Origin of the sequence: Microbacterium sp. MMO-20, assembly GCF_037147735.1 — a bacterium.
Taxonomy (GTDB): domain Bacteria; phylum Actinomycetota; class Actinomycetes; order Actinomycetales; family Microbacteriaceae; genus Microbacterium.
On record NZ_JBBCUU010000005.1, the window covers coordinates 193,400 to 208,635 of the forward strand.

At 68.6% G+C, this 15,236-nt stretch carries 19 protein-coding genes; 9 read left to right on the plus strand and 10 right to left on the minus strand.

Annotated features, from left to right (window positions below):
- Nucleotides 1–60: 60 nt before the first annotated feature.
- Together WFI52_RS09125 and WFI52_RS09130 are read right to left on the minus strand one after the other, a co-directional pair.
- Nucleotides 61–765, minus strand: a complete 705-nt coding sequence (locus tag WFI52_RS09125) for a response regulator transcription factor (RefSeq protein ID WP_336626717.1) — start codon at nt 763–765, stop codon at nt 61–63.
- Nucleotides 762–2,042 carry a sensor histidine kinase gene (locus WFI52_RS09130; protein ID WP_336626716.1) on the minus strand — a complete coding sequence of 427 codons (1,281 nt, stop codon included), beginning with the start codon at nt 2,040–2,042 and terminating at the stop codon, nt 762–764. The genes WFI52_RS09125 and WFI52_RS09130 overlap by 4 nt, the downstream gene beginning before the upstream one ends.
- A 158-nt stretch (nt 2,043–2,200) precedes the next feature.
- Here WFI52_RS09130 and WFI52_RS09135 point away from each other — a divergent pair, with 158 nt between their 5' ends.
- Nucleotides 2,201–3,598: a hypothetical protein gene (locus WFI52_RS09135; RefSeq protein ID WP_336626715.1), complete on the plus strand. Its 1,398-nt coding sequence runs from the start codon at nt 2,201–2,203 to the stop codon at nt 3,596–3,598.
- Nucleotides 3,599–3,753: 155 nt separating this feature from the next.
- Here WFI52_RS09135 and WFI52_RS09140 read toward each other — a convergent pair whose 3' ends face one another.
- From WFI52_RS09140 to WFI52_RS09150, 3 genes are all read right to left on the minus strand, one after another.
- On the minus strand, nt 3,754–4,593 hold the full coding sequence (locus tag WFI52_RS09140) for an exodeoxyribonuclease III (protein ID WP_336626714.1): 840 nt from the start codon (nt 4,591–4,593) through the stop codon (nt 3,754–3,756).
- Nucleotides 4,594–4,829: 236 nt separating this feature from the next.
- Nucleotides 4,830–6,269, minus strand: a complete 1,440-nt coding sequence (gene pntB / locus WFI52_RS09145; RefSeq protein WP_336626713.1) for a Re/Si-specific NAD(P)(+) transhydrogenase subunit beta — start codon at nt 6,267–6,269, stop codon at nt 4,830–4,832.
- Entirely contained in the window at nt 6,266–7,819 is a 1,554-nt protein-coding gene (locus tag WFI52_RS09150) for a Re/Si-specific NAD(P)(+) transhydrogenase subunit alpha (protein WP_336626712.1), read from the minus strand. The genes pntB and WFI52_RS09150 overlap by 4 nt, the downstream gene beginning before the upstream one ends.
- 111 nt (nt 7,820–7,930) lie before the next feature.
- Between WFI52_RS09150 and pyrE the strand changes: the two genes are divergently transcribed.
- Both pyrE and WFI52_RS09160 read left to right on the plus strand, forming a co-directional pair.
- Entirely contained in the window at nt 7,931–8,506 is a 576-nt protein-coding gene (gene pyrE / locus WFI52_RS09155; protein ID WP_336626711.1) for an orotate phosphoribosyltransferase, read from the plus strand.
- Nucleotides 8,507–8,532: 26 nt separating this feature from the next.
- Complete coding sequence (locus WFI52_RS09160; protein WP_336626710.1) at nt 8,533–8,955, plus strand: HIT family protein; 423 nt, start codon at nt 8,533–8,535, stop codon at nt 8,953–8,955.
- Nucleotides 8,956–8,982: 27 nt separating this feature from the next.
- Here the strand turns inward: WFI52_RS09160 and WFI52_RS09165 are convergent, their stop codons facing one another.
- The gene (locus WFI52_RS09165; RefSeq protein ID WP_336626709.1) at nt 8,983–9,171 is read right to left on the minus strand and encodes a hypothetical protein; all 189 of its coding nucleotides are present in this window, start codon (nt 9,169–9,171) and stop codon (nt 8,983–8,985) included.
- Between the two features lie 63 nt (nt 9,172–9,234).
- On the opposite strand from WFI52_RS09165, the gene WFI52_RS09170 reads away from it, so the two are divergent.
- From WFI52_RS09170 to WFI52_RS09180, 3 genes are all read left to right on the plus strand, one after another.
- Nucleotides 9,235–9,933 carry an NADPH-dependent F420 reductase gene (locus WFI52_RS09170; RefSeq protein ID WP_336626887.1) on the plus strand — a complete coding sequence of 233 codons (699 nt, stop codon included), beginning with the start codon at nt 9,235–9,237 and terminating at the stop codon, nt 9,931–9,933.
- 94 nt (nt 9,934–10,027) lie between these two features.
- The gene (locus WFI52_RS09175; RefSeq protein WP_336626708.1) at nt 10,028–10,657 is read left to right on the plus strand and encodes an SRPBCC family protein; all 630 of its coding nucleotides are present in this window, start codon (nt 10,028–10,030) and stop codon (nt 10,655–10,657) included.
- A complete protein-coding gene (locus WFI52_RS09180) occupies nt 10,654–11,322 on the plus strand; it encodes a DUF4166 domain-containing protein (protein WP_336626707.1) in 669 nt (222 codons plus the stop codon). The genes WFI52_RS09175 and WFI52_RS09180 overlap by 4 nt, the downstream gene beginning before the upstream one ends.
- Nucleotides 11,323–11,343: 21 nt before the next feature.
- Here the strand turns inward: WFI52_RS09180 and WFI52_RS09185 are convergent, their stop codons facing one another.
- Both WFI52_RS09185 and WFI52_RS09190 read right to left on the minus strand, forming a co-directional pair.
- On the minus strand, nt 11,344–11,505 hold the full coding sequence (locus tag WFI52_RS09185) for a hypothetical protein (protein ID WP_336626706.1): 162 nt from the start codon (nt 11,503–11,505) through the stop codon (nt 11,344–11,346).
- 65 nt (nt 11,506–11,570) lie between these two features.
- On the minus strand, nt 11,571–11,774 hold the full coding sequence (locus tag WFI52_RS09190) for a tautomerase family protein (protein ID WP_336637406.1): 204 nt from the start codon (nt 11,772–11,774) through the stop codon (nt 11,571–11,573).
- 53 nt (nt 11,775–11,827) lie between these two features.
- Between WFI52_RS09190 and WFI52_RS09195 the strand changes: the two genes are divergently transcribed.
- From WFI52_RS09195 to WFI52_RS09205, 3 genes are all read left to right on the plus strand, one after another.
- Complete coding sequence (locus WFI52_RS09195) at nt 11,828–12,031, plus strand: hypothetical protein (RefSeq protein ID WP_336626705.1); 204 nt, start codon at nt 11,828–11,830, stop codon at nt 12,029–12,031.
- A gap of 255 nt (nt 12,032–12,286) precedes the next feature.
- Complete coding sequence (locus WFI52_RS09200) at nt 12,287–12,748, plus strand: hypothetical protein (RefSeq protein WP_336637405.1); 462 nt, start codon at nt 12,287–12,289, stop codon at nt 12,746–12,748.
- Between the two features lie 246 nt (nt 12,749–12,994).
- The gene (locus WFI52_RS09205; RefSeq protein WP_336626703.1) at nt 12,995–13,549 is read left to right on the plus strand and encodes a hypothetical protein; all 555 of its coding nucleotides are present in this window, start codon (nt 12,995–12,997) and stop codon (nt 13,547–13,549) included.
- Nucleotides 13,550–13,697: 148 nt separating this feature from the next.
- On the opposite strand, the gene WFI52_RS09210 is transcribed toward WFI52_RS09205, so the two are convergent.
- A complete protein-coding gene (locus WFI52_RS09210) occupies nt 13,698–14,819 on the minus strand; it encodes a hypothetical protein (RefSeq protein ID WP_336626702.1) in 1,122 nt (373 codons plus the stop codon).
- 121 nt (nt 14,820–14,940) lie between these two features.
- On the minus strand, nt 14,941–15,225 hold the full coding sequence (locus WFI52_RS14195) for a TIGR02391 family protein (protein WP_442927733.1): 285 nt from the start codon (nt 15,223–15,225) through the stop codon (nt 14,941–14,943).
- Between the last annotated feature and the right edge of the window lie 11 nt (nt 15,226–15,236).

The following is a 15,236-nucleotide window of genomic DNA, read 5'->3' on the forward strand; positions in this document are numbered from 1 at the left end:
TGCTGCGTGCCTCCCCCGGCCGGGGGATTTCGCCGCGGCGGGCTCCGACACGGGGAGGACTCAGGCGAGTCCGTGGCGGTGCGCGTAGACGACCGCCGCGACGCGGTCGCGGACGCCGAGTTTCTGCAGCACGTTCGAGACGTGCGTCTTCACCGTCGCCTCGCCGATGTACAGCTCGGCGGCGATCTCGGCGTTGCTGCGCGCGTCGGCGAGCAGGCGCAGCACGTCACGCTCGCGCTCGGTGAGCAGGGCCAGCTCGGCGGTCGCCACTGCCTCGGCGGTCCCGTCGGCCGCTGCTCGGGGCGTCGCGACCGCCGGGCCGGGGCTCGAGGGGGATGCCGCGAAGCGCTCGATCACGCGTCGCGTCACCGCGGGGGCGAGCAGCGCGTCGCCGGCCGCCGCGACGCGCACCGCCTCGACCAGCTGCTCGGGTCCGGCGTTCTTGAGGAGGAATCCGCTCGCCCCCGCCTCGAGCGCCTGGAAGAGGTAGTCGTCGCGGTCGAACGTCGTCACGACGACGATGGCCGACTGGAGGGCGCGGTCCGCGACGATCCGCCGCGTGGCCTCGAGCCCGTCCATGTCGGGCATCTGCACGTCCATGCAGATGACGTCGGGGCGGAGCTCGGATGCCGCGGTCAGTGCCTGCAGCCCGGACGCCGCCTCGCCGACGACGGTGATGTCGTGCTCGGCCTCCAGGATCATGCGGAATCCGGCCCGCATGACGGCATGGTCGTCGACCAGGAGGACGCGGATCGTTTCGCTCATGCGGGAGCCGCCGCATGAGCACCGGCATCCACGCCTGCGTCCGTCGCCGAGTGCGGCACGTGCAGGCGTACGCGGAAGCCTCCGCGCGGGCGCGGACCGGCGTCGAGAGTGCCGCCGGAGGCCGCCGCCCGTTCGCGCATGCCGACGAGGCCGAGCCCGGGGCGGGCCGCCACCGCGGTACGTCCGACGTTCGTGACCTCCAGCTCCACGCCATCGGCGCCGTAGCGCACGCGGACGTCGGCGGACGCGCCCGGACCACCGTGCCGGCGTGCGTTCGTGAGCGCCTCCTGTGCGACGCGGTAGACGTTGACCTCGATGAGCTCGGGCAGAGGGCGCACGTCGCCGACGATCGTCAGCGTCGTCGGCAGTCCGTTGGCGCCCGCGTGCGCGACGAGATCGGGGAGCGCGCTCAGGTGGAGCGTCGAGTCGCCGGGCGTCTCGGCATCCGGCGTGCGCAGTGTGTCGAGCAGCTGGCGCAGCTCGACGAGGGCGTCGCGCGCCGACTGCTCGACGGCCTCGAGCCCCGCCCGTGCGGCGGCGGGGTCGCGGTCGAGCATGACGCGGGTCGCACCGGCCTGCACTCCCATCGCCGACACGTGGTGCGCGACGACGTCGTGCAGCTCGCGCGCGATGCGCACACGGTCGAGGGCGACGGCCTGCGCCGCCGTGAGCTCGCGCTCGCGTTCGAGTTCGGCGGTGCGCGCTTCGAGCGCCGCGCGCGAGCGCGCCTGCAACCACGCGCGCTCGCCGAAGAGGTACGCGCCGCCGAAGAAGGCGGCGTTCACGAGGAACTGCAGCACCATGTACGCCGCGAAGGGCGAGAACAGGCCCGCCCGGGACAGTCCGCCGTCATCGCCGGCCGACGCCTCGAACGTGACGACGGTGAGCCACACGAACATGCCGACGATCACGAGCACGCGCGCAAGCGTCGCGCGGCGCCGATCCTCGACCCACGCGCCGACCGTGTACATCGCGATGAAGAGGGTGACGTTGCCGACGTAGACCTCGGGGATGCGCAGCGACACCCCGGTGAAGAACGCGACCGCGATGACGACGAGGACGACGATCGGCACCCTCCGCCGGAAGGCGATCGGCACCGTCAGTGCGACCGCGTATACGAGCGCCCACGAGAACGGCGCCGACTCGGTGCCGTAGACGCTGGCCGTGCTGCCCAGCCACGCGCTCAGCACGGCGGCGACGAGAAGACCCGCCGCGAGCCACACGTCCTGTCGGCGCTGCGCTGTCGTCAGGCGCGGCGCGGGGCTCAGCTCGCTCATCCTCCCACGCTAGGGGGAACCGGGTGCCGGAGCCTCCCCCGCAGGGCGGATTCGGTCGGCCGGCGGGCCTTCGCGGCACTCCGGCGCTCAGCAAATTGCCAGGTGATCGACATGTCCTGTGCACCTGCCACGCGGCCGACGTCTCTACACTCAAGCGAGTGACGAGCGCCCCCCAGCACGCCCCTGAGCCCCTCCAGTCCCCCGTCGCCCCGGCGGAGGCTCGGCCTTCGGATGCCTGGCAGGCCCGCATCGCGCGCATCGCCGCCCTGCGCGGCCCGTTCCTGCGCGCGGCGCAGACGCCCCGCGGTCTCATGATCGGCTTCGCGGTCGTCCACGCGATGTTCTTCCTCGCCCTCCTGCCGACGATGATCGCCGGTCAGACGCAGGGCGACCTGCCGCTGTACCGGCTGTGGGCCGAGCAGGCGAAGCTCGGGTACTGGCCCGTCATCGACATGCCGTGGGTCTACCCGGCGGGCGCCCTCGCCCCCATCATGGGCGCGATCGCCGCCGGGGCCTACAACTACCAGCTCGGCTGGTTCGTGCTCATGATCGTCGCGAACCTCCTCGCAGTGCTGGCCCTCACGGGCAACCTCCGTCGCCGCTCGGGCTACCGTGCCGCGTGGTATTGGCTCGCGATCGTCGTGCTGCTCGCGCCGGTGTCGATGCTGCGGCTCGAGGGCTTTTCGGCCCCCCTCGCGATCGCCGGTCTCGTCGTGCTGCTGCGTCGTCCCGCCGTCGCGGGCGCACTCATCGCCGCGGCCACCTGGATCAAGGTCTGGCCTGCGGCGATCGCCGCGGCTGCGGTCACGGTGGCATCCACCCGTCTGCGCATCATCCTCGGCGGCGTCGCCGTCACGGCCGTCGTCGCCGCGACCGTCATCATCTACGGCGGCGGCTCGAACCTGCTGAGCTTCGCGACGATCCAGGGCGACCGTTCACTGCAGCTCGAGGCGCCGGTGGCGACCCCGTGGGTGTGGGCGACCGTCCTCGGCATCCCGGGCTCGCAGATCCAGCAGAACTACGTACTCGCGACGCGCGAGGTCGCAGGCCCCGGTGCGCACCTCGCGGGTGAGATCGTCGGCTGGCTCATGCCGATCTCGTTCGTCGTCATCGTGCTCCTGCTGTGGCGCGCGCGCCGACTCGCGGTGTCGCAGAATCGCCTGTCTCCGCAGCTCGAGCAGAAGCTCGTCCTGAGCGGCAGCTTCGCCCTCACCGCCGCGCTCATCGTCTTCAACAAGGTGGGCTCGCCGCAGTACATGATGTGGCTCGCGCCGATCGTGGCGGTGGGCCTCGCCGTCGCGCCGGCGGCGTGGAAGCGCCCCGCGCAGTGGATGGCCGCGACCTGCTTCCTCACGACGCTCGTCTTCCCGATCCTGTACATGCCCCTCATCGACGGGCACCCGTTCGCCGCGTTCGTGCTGCTCGCGCGCAACGCGATGGTCGTCGGCCTGTTCGTGTGGGCGGTCGTCGCGCTCTGGCGGGCCGGGAGCGCGACGGTGCGCGAGCGCGAGAGCGTGCTGGTCACCGCGCCGGGCCTGGCGGTCGCGCGTGGCTGATCCCTATCGCCGACCGGCCCTCGTCCGGGTGGTGAACGGCATTCGGGAGGACTCCTGATCGGATGTCGCCCTCCCGGCCGCGGAAACCCTCCCGAACGCCGACCCCGTCGCCGCATCGGCCGCGGGCGCGCCCGCCGGAGGTAGGCGGTTCTCGGTCACCAGATCATCGGCCGGTCGTCGTCGTCCGCTCCCGCGAGGTCGAGGTCGACGGTGACGGGCACGTGGTCGCTCGGGATCTCGCCCTTGCGCTCGTCGCGGTGGATGGATGCCGCCGCGACGGCGTCGGCGAACGCGTGCGATCCGAGGATGAAGTCGATGCGCAGGCCCTCGTTGCGAGGGAAGCGCAGCTGCTTGTAGTCCCAGTAGGTGTACCCCGTGGGGACGAGGGGGCGCACGGTGTCGTGCAGCCCGGCATCCAGCAGCGCCCGGAACGCCTCGCGCTCGGGCGGCGAGACGTGCGTCGTGACGCCCTCCACGACCGTCGGGTCGCCGTTGTCGGCGTCGGTCGGGGCGATGTTGAAGTCGCCCGTGAGGGCGAGGGCGAGGTCGGGCTGGGCGCGCAGCGTGTCGGCCGTGTAGCCCCGGAGCGCCTCGAGCCACGCGAGTTTGTAGGTGTAGTGCGGGTCGTCGAGGCCTCGCCCGTTCGGCACGTACAGGCTCCACAGCTGGATGCCGCCGATCGTCGCGCCGATCGCGCGGGCCTCCGGCGGGGCATCCGGCCCGTCGTGGCCCTTCGCGAAACCGGGCATGCCGGGGAAGCCGATCTGCAGATCTTCGATCGGCTCGCGGCTCGCGATCGCGACGCCGTTCCACTGGTTCAGTCCGTGCGCTTCGACGGTGTACCCGGCCGCTTCGAACTCGGCGTAGGGGAACTGCTCGGGCTTGCACTTGATCTCCTGCATGAGGAGGACGTCGACGTCTTCCCGCACACAGAACTCGACCGTCCGGACGACGCGGGCGCGGATCGAGTTGACGTTCCAGGTGGCGATGCGCATGGCATCCAGCCTACGGTCGCCGCCGACGCGGCCCGCCCTGACCTGCGCCGCGTGACCCGCTCCCGCCGACGCGTGTGCACAACTCAGTCTCCGCGGGGTCGGCGAGGGCCGGTCGCCGCGGGATTACGCGGCGACCGGGCCCGGGCGCATGCGGGGAGACTGAATTGTGAACGGGCGGAGCCCCGGACAGGTCTTCTCCGGGGAGCGGCTGGCGCGAACGGCAGGCGCTCCGCGCGTCAGAGGGCGCGCAGGATGTCTTCCACGCGCTGCTTGGCGTCGCCGAAGAGCATCTGCGTGTTGTCGCGGAAGAAGAGCGGGTTCTGCACGCCCGCATAGCCCGAGGCCATCGACCGTTTGAAGACGACGACGTCCTTCGCCTCCCACACGTGCAGCACGGGCATGCCGGCGATCGGGGAGCCCGGGTCTTCCGCCGCGGCGGGGTTCACGGTGTCGTTCGCGCCGATCACGAGCACGACGTCGGTCTCGGCGAAGTCGTCGTTGATCTCGTCGAGTTCGAGCACGATGTCGTACGGCACCTTGGCTTCGGCGAGGAGGACGTTCATGTGGCCCGGTAGGCGCCCGGCGACGGGATGGATGCCGAAGCGCACCTCCACGCCGCGCTCGCGCAGCCGGTGGGTCAGGTCGGCGACGGGGTACTGCGCCTGCGCGACGGCCATGCCGTAGCCCGGCGTGATGACCACGGACTGCGCATCGCGCAGGAGAGCGGCGACGGCCGCGGCATCCGTCTCGTGGATTTCGCCCTCTTCCTCGGCGTCCGCGCGCGGCGCCTCGATGCCGAACCCGCCGGCGATGACGGAGAGGAAGGACCGGTTCATCGCCTTGCACATGATGTACGACAGGTAGGCGCCCGAGGATCCGACGAGGGCGCCCGTGACGATCAGCAGGTCGTTGTTCAGCAGGAAGCCCGCGGCGGCCGCGGCCCATCCCGAGTAGCTGTTGAGCATGGAGACGACCACGGGCATGTCGCCACCGCCGATGGAGGCCACGAGATGCCAGCCGAGCGCGAGCGCGAGGAGGGTCACGACGACGAGCAGCCACAGCTCGGGGGTGATGACGTACCAGACGGTGAGGCCGACGAAGAGGACGAGCGCACCGACGTTGAGCGCGTTCTTGCCGGGCAGCATCAGCGGGCGCGACGACATGCGCGCGGAGAGTTTGAGGAACGCGACGATCGACCCCGTGAAGGTCACGGCGCCGATGAAGACGCCGATGAACACCTCGGCGTGGTGGATGCCGACGAGTTCGGGCGCGATCCCCTCGGCGTAGAGTGCGCCGTTCCAGCCGACGAGGACGGCCGCGAGCCCGACGAACGAGTGCAGCAGCGCGATGAGCTCGGGCATGCCGGTCATCTCGACGACGCGGGCTCGCCACAGTCCGATCGCGCCGCCGATGACGACCGCGGCGACGAGGAGGACGATGCCGAGCGTTGCGCCACCCGTGAGCGCGCCCTCGGCGAGGACGAGGATGACCGTCGCGACGAGCGCGATCGTCATCCCGGCGATGCCGTAGGCGATGCCGCGGCGGGCGCTCTCCTGTTTCGACAGCCCTGCGAGGGCGAGGATGAAGAGGAGCGCCGCGACGATGTATGCCGCGGTGGCGATGGACTGCGCGAGCACGATCATGCCCGCGGCGGCGGAGGTCGCGATGATCGTCATTTCTGGTCGCCCTTCTGGAACATGGCGAGCATGCGGCGGGTCACGGCGAAGCCGCCGAAGATGTTGATGGATGCCAGCAGCACCGCGATCGCGGCGAGCACCTGCACGAGCACGTTCGGGACGACGATCTGGGTCATGGCGCCGACGACGATGATGCCGCTGATCGCGTTCGTGATGCTCATGAGCGGCGTGTGGAGAGCGTGGGCGACTTTGCCGATGACGTAGAAGCCGATCACGACCGACAGCGTCAGCACGAGGAAGTGCTGCGGCAGGGGAGCCGGTGCGACCGCGCAGACGAGGAAGAGCGCCGCGATGCCGACGGCGATGAGCACTGCCCGAGCGCCGCGGGAGAGCCCCCTCTTCGCCGCGGGCGCGGCGGCGACGGCGGGCGCGGCGGGAGTGGCCGCCGGCGCGGCGGAGACTTGCACGGGCGGTGGCGGCCACGTGACGGCCCCGGCGTGCGTGACGGTGACGCCCCGCTGCACGATGTCGCGCTCGTCGATGACGAGCTGCCCGTCCTTCTGCGGCGTGAGCAGCGTGAGGAGGTTCAGGATGTTCGTGCCGTACAGCTGCGACGCCTGCTGCGGCAGGCGCCCGGCGAGGTCGGTGTACCCGAGGATCGTCACGCCGTTCGGGGTGACGACCTTCTCGCCGGCGACGGAGCCCTCGACGTTCCCGCCCTGACCGGCCGCCATGTCGACGATGACGCTGCCGGGCTTCATGGATGCCACGTCGGCCGCCGTGATGAGGCGCGGGGCGCCCCGCCCGGGGATGAGCGCCGTCGTGATGATGATGTCGACGTCGGCCGCCTGGTCGCTGTAGAGCTGCGCCGCGGCGGCGTTGTAGGCATCCGAGGTCGCTTTCGCGTATCCGTCGCTGGAGACTTCCTTGGCCTCGTTGGGAACGACGACGTCGAGGTAGTTGCCGCCGATCGACTTCACCTGGTCGGCGACTTCGGGACGAGGGTCGGTCGCTCGGACGATGGCGCCGAGGCTGGATGCCGCGCCGATCGCAGCGAGCCCGGCGACGCCGGCGCCCGCGACGAGCACCTTCGCGGGCGGCACCTTTCCGGCGGCGGTGACCTGGCCCGTGAAGAAGCGGCCGAACTCGTTCGCGGCTTCGACGACGGCGCGGTAGCCGGCGATGTTCGCCATCGAGGAGAGCACGTCCATCGACTGCGCGCGGGATATGCGCGGAACGGCATCCATCGCGAGCGCGGTGACGCCGCGCACGGCAAGGGCCGTGAGCAGGTCGGGCTTGAGGGCGGGGGAGAGGAGGCCGATGAGGGTCTGGCCTTCGTGCAGGCACGCGATCTCGGCATCCGTCGGGGCGTTGATCATCACGACGAGATCGGCGGCCCACGCGGCATCCGTGTCGACGACCTCCGCACCGGCGGCGCGGTACGCGTCGTCGGGGAAGGAGGACCGTGCGCCCGCACCGGCTTCGACGGCGACGTCGTAGCCGAGGGCGATGATCTTCTGGACGGTCGTCGGGGAGGCCGCGACGCGATTCTCCCCGGGCTGTTCGGCGACGATACCGATGCGTGACATGGTGCTCCCCTGCAGTGCTGTGGTCACGACTATAGGGCGGGGCATCCCGCGCCCATCCGGCTCTGCCCGGTGAAAACTTCGCGGTTCTTTGCCATTCCGTAGACTTCAGGCATGACCGTCGCCTCCGCGCCCGCTCTCGAGTCCGACCGCCAGAGCCTCATCGCCCTGATCGGCGACGAGGCGGTGTTCCACGGCGACTTCACGCTGTCGAGCGGCAAGAAGGCGACCTACTACGTCGACATGCGCAAACTGACGCTCGACCACCGTGCGGCGCCGGCGATCGGCCGTCTCGTGCTCGACATCGTGCGCGACCTCGACGTCGACGCCGTGGGCGGCCTGACGCTCGGTGCCGACCCGATCGCGAACGCCGTGCTGCATGCGTCGGTTGCGGCGGGCACGCCGGTCGACGCCTTCGTCGTGCGCAAGGAGCCGAAGGATCACGGCCGCGGTCGCCAGATCGAGGGTGCCGAGGTCGCCGGCAAGCGCGTCGTGATCGTCGAGGACACGTCGACGACGGGCGGGTCGCCGCTGAAGGCGGCGCAGGTCGTGAAGGATGCCGGGGCCGACGTCGTCGCCGTCGTCACCGTCGTCGACCGCAAGACGGGCGCGCAGGCCGCCGTCGAGGCCGCCGGATTCGAGTGGCGCTCGATCATCGACCTCGACGACCTGGGCCTCGCCGCCCAGTAGGGCCGGTCGGCTCGGAGACTCGGCGCATGGCCGACGACTGCGCGTTCTGCAGAAACATCGGGGCCGGGACGTTCGATGTGATCGCGGCGGGGGAACGTGTGCTCGTCGTCGCCGATGCGCAGCCCATCAACCGCGGCCACCTGCTCGTGCTGCCGGTCCGGCACGCTCCGGACCTCGTCGCCCTGACGGCGGCCGAGGTCATCGAGATGGCGCTCGCCGCCCAGCGCGCCGATCGTGCCATCCGCTCGACGTTCCCGTCGGTCGATGGGACCAACCTCGTGATGTCGAACGGCGACGCGGCCGATCAGGGTGTGCTGCACGCGCACCTGCACGTCATCCCGCGCCTGGAGGGCGACGGGTACGAGTTCCGCGAAGACGTCAGCCGTTACCCCTTGCCGCCGCTTACGGATGCGGAACGGAGGGCGCTGAGCACGGCTCTGAGCGGGTGAGTGTGCGGCGAATGCCGGGCGGAGCGATCAGCGGAGCAGGCCGGAGCGTCCCGCGTCGATCTGCGCCTGGATCTCCTCACCGGCGCGGCGGAGCTCCGGGTCGAGGCGCGGGTCGACGCGGCTGCGACGCAGGCGCGGAACCGCGATGGCGGCGACGAGGGCCGCGGCGAGGACCGTGAATCCTCCCGCGGTCATTGCGACGATGAGTCCAGGCATGGCGACTCCCTTCGTTGCCTCGACGCTAGCGGGCGCGCGCGGCGGATGTAAGCCGGGCGCTGGATCTGCAGGAATAGGTCGGGTCTGCGCTCCGTTCCACCCCGCATGACGACGTACGGAATCATCGGAGCAGGACACATCGGTTCTCAGGTCGCGCGTGCGCTCACGCGCGCCGGTCACGAGGTCGTGATCGCCAACTCGCGCGGGCCCGAGACGCTCGCAGACCTCATCGACGAGCTCGGGCCGCTCGCGCGCGCCGCGACGGCGACGGAGGCGGCGGAAGCTGCGGAGGTCGCGGTGGTCACGGTGCCGCTCGGCGCGATCGGTGACCTGCCCGTCGAGCCGCTTGCCGGCAAGGTGGTGCTCGACACGAACAACTACTACTGGGAGCGCGACGGCCACATTCCGGCGCTGGATGCCGGTGAGATGACGACCTCGGGGCTGCTGCAGGCGCACCTGCCCGATTCGAAGGTCGCGAAGGCGTTCAACAACATCTACGCCGCCGAGATCACGACCCTCGGGACCCCGGCGGGTACCGAGGGTCGACGGGCTCTCGGCACGGCACCCGACTATCCGGAGGCGATCGCGGTCGTCACCGATGTGTACGACACTCTCGGGTTCGACACCGTCTCGGCGGGTGGCCTCGACGAGTCGTGGCGGCTCGAGCGCGACCGCCCCGGCTACGGTGCACGCCAGACCGCGGACGAGATGCGCGCGAACCTCGCCGCCGCGAACCGGATTCGCCCCGAAGACGCCGCCTGAGTCGGAGTCAGCCCGCCGCGTGGCGGATCAGCCACTCCTGCTCGCGGAAGGGCTGGTAGGGCATGCCCGGGCCGTCGTGTCATAGGTTCGTTCTGTGCGGAGCCCGGCAATCTACGTCGAGACGTCCATCCGCGCCGATCTCGACGACGTGTGGGAGGCGACTCAGAATCCCGCTCAGCACGTGCGCTGGGATATTCGATTCTCGAAGATCTCACCCACCGGTGTGACCGAGGGCGGCGCGTCGACGTTCACCTACGAGCGGCGTGCTCCCTTCCACACCGTACGCGGCAGGGGTGTGAGCCTCGGAGAGAAGATCGGCTCGGACGGCGCCCGGACATCCGCACTGCGCTTCCACACGGATGATCGTCTCTCTCCGATCGCGTCCGGCCGCGGCTTCTGGCGCTATGTGGAGCGTGGAGATCACGTCACGGGCTTCTCCACGGGGTACGACTATCAGCCGGGATGGGGAGTGCTGGATGTTGTCGTGCGCCCCTTACTGGAGGGGGCGACTGCTTGGAGCTTTGACCGGTTGCGGATCTGGCTGGAGACGGGCGTCCCACCTGAGCGGTGGCCGTTGTGGAGCGTGCTGTGGTGGTGGCAACCGGATCGTCCGCGTGCTGCCCGCTGTCTACGGGCGCCATGCGGGGGGTCGCGGCGTGCCGATCACCTCGCCGAGGCTCCCGCATCCTTGGCAGCACTTCTGGACCCACGGGAGGCGCAGTGACCTCGATCTTCGAAGCGGCGCTCGGGGCAGATTTCGAGCGACTGCACCCGATGATGCGCCGACGATTCGGAGTGGGTCTCGACTCCGGCGAAGCGTGCGTCGGGCGAGGGGTGATGACGAGCATCCGCCGCGGGCCCTGGTGGACGGTCCCGTTCCTGCAGATCGGACGGCTCCGGAACATCCTCATCCCCGACACGGGCACGGATGTCCCCTTCACGATCGAGAACTACCCGTACCGCGACCCGTTCGGGCGTGAGACCGTCACCTTCGTCCGCGAGTACGCGATCGGAGCGAAGCATCGTCGGTTCGACGGGACGATGATCCTGGACGGTGGACGGATCGTCGACTACCTCGGCACCCACCAGCACCTCGCCGTCGACCTCGACCTGCGCGTCGACGATCGCGGCGGTCTGGTCCTCACCTCCGACGCGCAACGGTTCTACGAAGGGCCTTTCGGCTTTCGCTTTCCGATGACCTTCAGCGGACGTGCGCGCCTCCACGAGTACTACGACGACAGCGACCAGCGCTTCCACATCGACCTGGAAGTCCGCAACGCGCGGTTCGGATTCCTCTTCGGCTATCGCGGGTCATTTCAGGCCGAATGGATGCCGGCGACCGACGCGCCCGCACGGCTCAAGCCGCGTCGTCACGAGATCAGAACCTGACGGCGCGGCGCGCGGTTGTCGTCAGCCCGTCGCGTGGAGGATCAACCACTCCTGCTCGCGGAAGGGCTGATAGGGCAGGTCCGGGTGATTCGCGACGTCGACCGACTCGACGAGCTGATCCCGCCGGACAGGCGGTTCCAGGCGCCGGTAACGGACGCTCGTGTCTGCCGTGTCGGGCTCCATTGGGTGACCGTAACCCCGTGACGCGGGATGCGCACAGGGGGCTGCGGCAGGTGGACGCCGCGGACTCACACGGCGACGTGGAACCCGAGGTCGACGTCGCTGGCGGCGAGGCCGCCGCCGACGCCCCAGTTGTCGAGGTCGATGTCGTGCACGATCCTGGAGACGTGATCGCCCGGGATGCCGAGCGAGCTCAGCCGTTCCACGATCGCGGCGTACAGCTTGCGCTTCGCGTCGCGCGAGCGGCCCGCGAAGCAGTCGATCGTGATGATGGTCCGGTACTCGGGGTGGGCGAGGTCCGGAGGGCAGGCGAAGGATGCGGCCCGTGGACGATCAGCCGGATGTTGCGGTCGTCGGAGGGGATCCGAAACCCCTCGACCAGGGCATCGTGGACGGCGTCGATGATGGCGGTCTCCTCATCGACGGTTTACTGGCGGCGGACTGCGATCAGCGCGGCGGGCATGGCGCCATTATGGAGACCTGGCGGCGGTGGGGCCAGTTCTCGGATGCGGGGTGGCAGTGCACCTGAGCCTGGTCGCCGGCCGAGCGTTCACACATCGTGGATACACCATGGATCGTCGTACGGGCGGTGCCCGATAGCGGGACGTCGGTGGTCGCGGCGAATCGCCTTGCGGCCGGCAGAGCAGTTCGACCAGCGGCAATAGTCGAGACCGTGGGTGGCAGCGGTGCAGCTCCTTCCGCAAGGCGTGAATCAAACCACATCGCTCTGCTCAGGGGGCGCCGTTGTCGCGTTGTGTTGTGACGTCACAAGCCGTGCACCACTATGAAGGTCATGCGCAGACCGACGACAGCTGGGCTTGCACTGGCCCTAATACTCCTGACCAGTGGATGTGCAGCCGATGACGCCACACCAGCACCCTCTGGCCATACCGTAAGCGGCACACTTGAAACCCACGTCGGCGTGAGTACCCGGAACAATGTGCGGGCGGGATCAATCGAGGCCGCCGACGGAGAGAAGTGCTCGGGTGATGGTTTTCGAGCCACCGACCAGGTGATCGTCGAGGCCGCAGATGGTGCCGTGCTCGGTTTCGCGTCACTCGGCGACGGAGTGCTCGACATGAAAGGGCAATCCGATGTAACGAGCTTGCTCGTTCGTTGCGTTTTCTCGTTCGAGATCGACGATGTTGATGCGGGAGTTGGACCCTATGCGGTTGGAGTCGCCGGAAAGGGCTCAGTGCTCGTTGACGAAGAGGATTTGGACGATGTCCAGATCGGACCTCGCTAGCCCTCTCGCGCGTGCGCACCCGCTTTGATGTCGAGGTCAGCTGCAGGTGGGAGCGATTGGAGGGCCGCTAGTTCGGGATCCCTATCCGGGCGACGTCCGGTTGAGGGACCCTTGCGGTGCGCTCGCGCTCGGCAGCGTCCGGCGGCCGCGTCGCTAAGCGGCTGGCGCGACTCGTACGAGCGACGCCATGCAACGAAAATCGAGTCCCTTGAGCGAGCGCGTGCGCGACTCGTGCAGACTCGGTTCATGGCGAGCACAAAGCGTCCTTCTTGGGAGCCTGGTGGGAGAGCCCCCGAAACCGAGGTCGACGCATACGGGGTGCCCCTGGACTCCTTCGGTGAGCCGGCTCCTTTCGAGTTCTTCGAAGTGTTGGGACGCATCCTTGCGGTCAACGGAAAGATTGAATACCTGCACGATCGCTTGGGCCACCTGCCGTCCTCAGAGACGAGCGGGACGAGAAAGGTCGAGCAGTTCCTCGGTCGGGTCACTGCGGAGAAGGGGGAGCGAAACGCCATTGTGCACTCCCATTGGACCTTTGGTGCGCACACGAGTAGATCTGACGTAGTCACAGCGATCCGGTACAAAGTCAGGAAGCAGGTCTCTGGCGAGGTCGCGACAGTCTCGATCGTCGACGTACCCGGAAGCGAACGCGAACATGACTTCACCCTCTATACACTGGACGATCTGCGGCGAGTATTGCGGCGCAGTGTTACGACGATGCAGATCGGCGAACAGGCGTACGCCTACGCGATGCTCAAGCGGGCCGCAGCCCGGCCCGCTACGGACCTCTCCCAGCGCTAGGAACTTAAAATCTGCGACGCGGCCGCCGACCACTCTGCGATACGTGTACGGGCAGTGCGCGTTGAACGGGCCGCTTCGAGCAAGCCAGAGCTGTGACACCAACTCGCGCAGCGGCCCCTCTCATATCTCCTGGTGGCCGCGCCGCTCTTCACATTCGTCGACTCTTGCCAGAGTGCGCGACTGACGTCGCAACCTGGCCGTCCGTGCTCTCCCCTGGGGACGCAGCGAGGAGTATCAAGGGAAGCGTCGACGCCTCGAAGTCAAAATCGTGGGGGATAAGGGTGATGAGCGTACCGGGCTCGACGTCGATGTCGAGAGCAAGTGGACCGATGTCGCTGGTGGTCTGGTACTCGAACATTCGGGAGTACATCGAGGCCAACGTGCCTAGCAATTCTTTCCCACCGTCGTGTATCTCGTCTGGTGTGAACCGCCACCGGACCTCGAGGAGCTCACCATCGACGATGAGTGGAATCTTCTCTTCGTTCCAGGGGCCGTAGAGCATGAAGAAGTGGACGATGCGCCGCTCCTGGGGGTCGGTGATCGGTACTCCTCCAGCCAGCAGCTCGACCGCGCCGACTCGGAACTGGACGGTGTGGTGCCCGTCCTGATCGATCTCCGGCTTGGTGGGTTCCGAGGGGTCGCGACGCAAGACGAACTCGAGTGGGTAGGCAGTCCCGACATACCGATCGCCGAGTAGGACGAGCTGATTGCGCAGTAAGGCTTGATGAATGGTGATCCGGTTGCCGCCGCCCGGCCCGTCGGCGAGGTCGACGAGGTCAACCAGCGACCAGGTAGCCATCGCGGGGATGTACAACGCGAGGAACACCTCAGCACCGAAGCGGTCCCCGAAGACACGTAGCCGAGAGACTTCGGAAGAAGAGAACTTGATCGGCATCTCGAAAGGATCGTCGTGTCGCAAATCGACGTTCTTCACATCGACGAGGATCCGCCGGCCGGAGCGCAAGTGCAGGAAATAGTCCGGTGCCTTCACGCTCTCGTCAGCGTAATAGATCTCTCCGGTGTCGACGAGAGTCATCAGATCGCACTCATCCAGTGCGGCCACCAGCGACGCGAACAGCGCCTGGGCCCGCCATCCATCTACAGTCGAAGGTGTGCCTAGGGTCTGCGTCAGGTTCGTGCTCAACTCTTTCATGAACGCTTCGATACGGGCGGGATCGGACAGGCCTGAGCCGTCTGTGGGAACGTCGATTCTGCGGTACAGGTCGACGCCGTCCATCGCCGCATTTCGCGGCAGCTTCTTCAACACCATGCGCTGACAGTAGCGTCAAGCGTGTATCTCAACCGGCCTTTAGAACGGCAGAGTCGACCGCTGTTCGACCTCGACGCCGAGCCCTGCGTCGAGGTGCGCGCCCTAGCAGAATTCCGCGCCGCTATCTTGTGCGTCGTTTCCGAGTCCGGGTTGCCTGCCGCGTGATCGCCATTAGTTCCTGCACGGTGGCAAGCATCACAAGCACCCTAGCCGGGTCGTCGCTCAGATTCTCGTGCGCACGGGGGTTGCGCCATGCCGCTACGACCCCTTGACAAAGTTGCATATGTCCGCGCTGCGCGCTCTGAGCCCCGATCCACCATGTCGGGTGCGGTTCGTGGGCGTGCCGTGAAGTGAAATGTCCTTCTGGTCTGGGAAAATGTTGATTGTCTAGAGCAACGTTTACCAGTCCGGAAGGAC

What these genes read in the sequence shown, in the direction of transcription:
- WFI52_RS09160 (WP_336626710.1), top strand. Translation starts at nt 8,533, where the DNA reads ATGGCCGACGACTGCGCGTTCTGCAGAAACATCGGGGCCGGGACGTTC.
- WFI52_RS09205 (WP_336626703.1), top strand. Translation starts at nt 12,995, where the DNA reads ATGGCGAGCACAAAGCGTCCTTCTTGGGAGCCTGGTGGGAGAGCCCCC.
- WFI52_RS09150 (WP_336626712.1), bottom strand. Translation starts at nt 7,819, where the DNA reads ATGTCACGCATCGGTATCGTCGCCGAACAGCCCGGGGAGAATCGCGTC.
- WFI52_RS09125 (WP_336626717.1), bottom strand. Translation starts at nt 765, where the DNA reads ATGAGCGAAACGATCCGCGTCCTCCTGGTCGACGACCATGCCGTCATG.
- pyrE (WP_336626711.1), top strand. Translation starts at nt 7,931, where the DNA reads ATGACCGTCGCCTCCGCGCCCGCTCTCGAGTCCGACCGCCAGAGCCTC.
- WFI52_RS09210 (WP_336626702.1), bottom strand. Translation starts at nt 14,819, where the DNA reads ATGGTGTTGAAGAAGCTGCCGCGAAATGCGGCGATGGACGGCGTCGAC.
- WFI52_RS09185 (WP_336626706.1), bottom strand. Translation starts at nt 11,505, where the DNA reads ATGGAGCCCGACACGGCAGACACGAGCGTCCGTTACCGGCGCCTGGAA.
- WFI52_RS09165 (WP_336626709.1), bottom strand. Translation starts at nt 9,171, where the DNA reads ATGCCTGGACTCATCGTCGCAATGACCGCGGGAGGATTCACGGTCCTC.
- WFI52_RS09140 (WP_336626714.1), bottom strand. Translation starts at nt 4,593, where the DNA reads ATGCGCATCGCCACCTGGAACGTCAACTCGATCCGCGCCCGCGTCGTC.
- pntB (WP_336626713.1), bottom strand. Translation starts at nt 6,269, where the DNA reads ATGACGATCATCGCGACCTCCGCCGCCGCGGGCATGATCGTGCTCGCG.
- WFI52_RS09200 (WP_336637405.1), top strand. Translation starts at nt 12,287, where the DNA reads ATGAAGGTCATGCGCAGACCGACGACAGCTGGGCTTGCACTGGCCCTA.
- WFI52_RS09130 (WP_336626716.1), bottom strand. Translation starts at nt 2,042, where the DNA reads ATGAGCGAGCTGAGCCCCGCGCCGCGCCTGACGACAGCGCAGCGCCGA.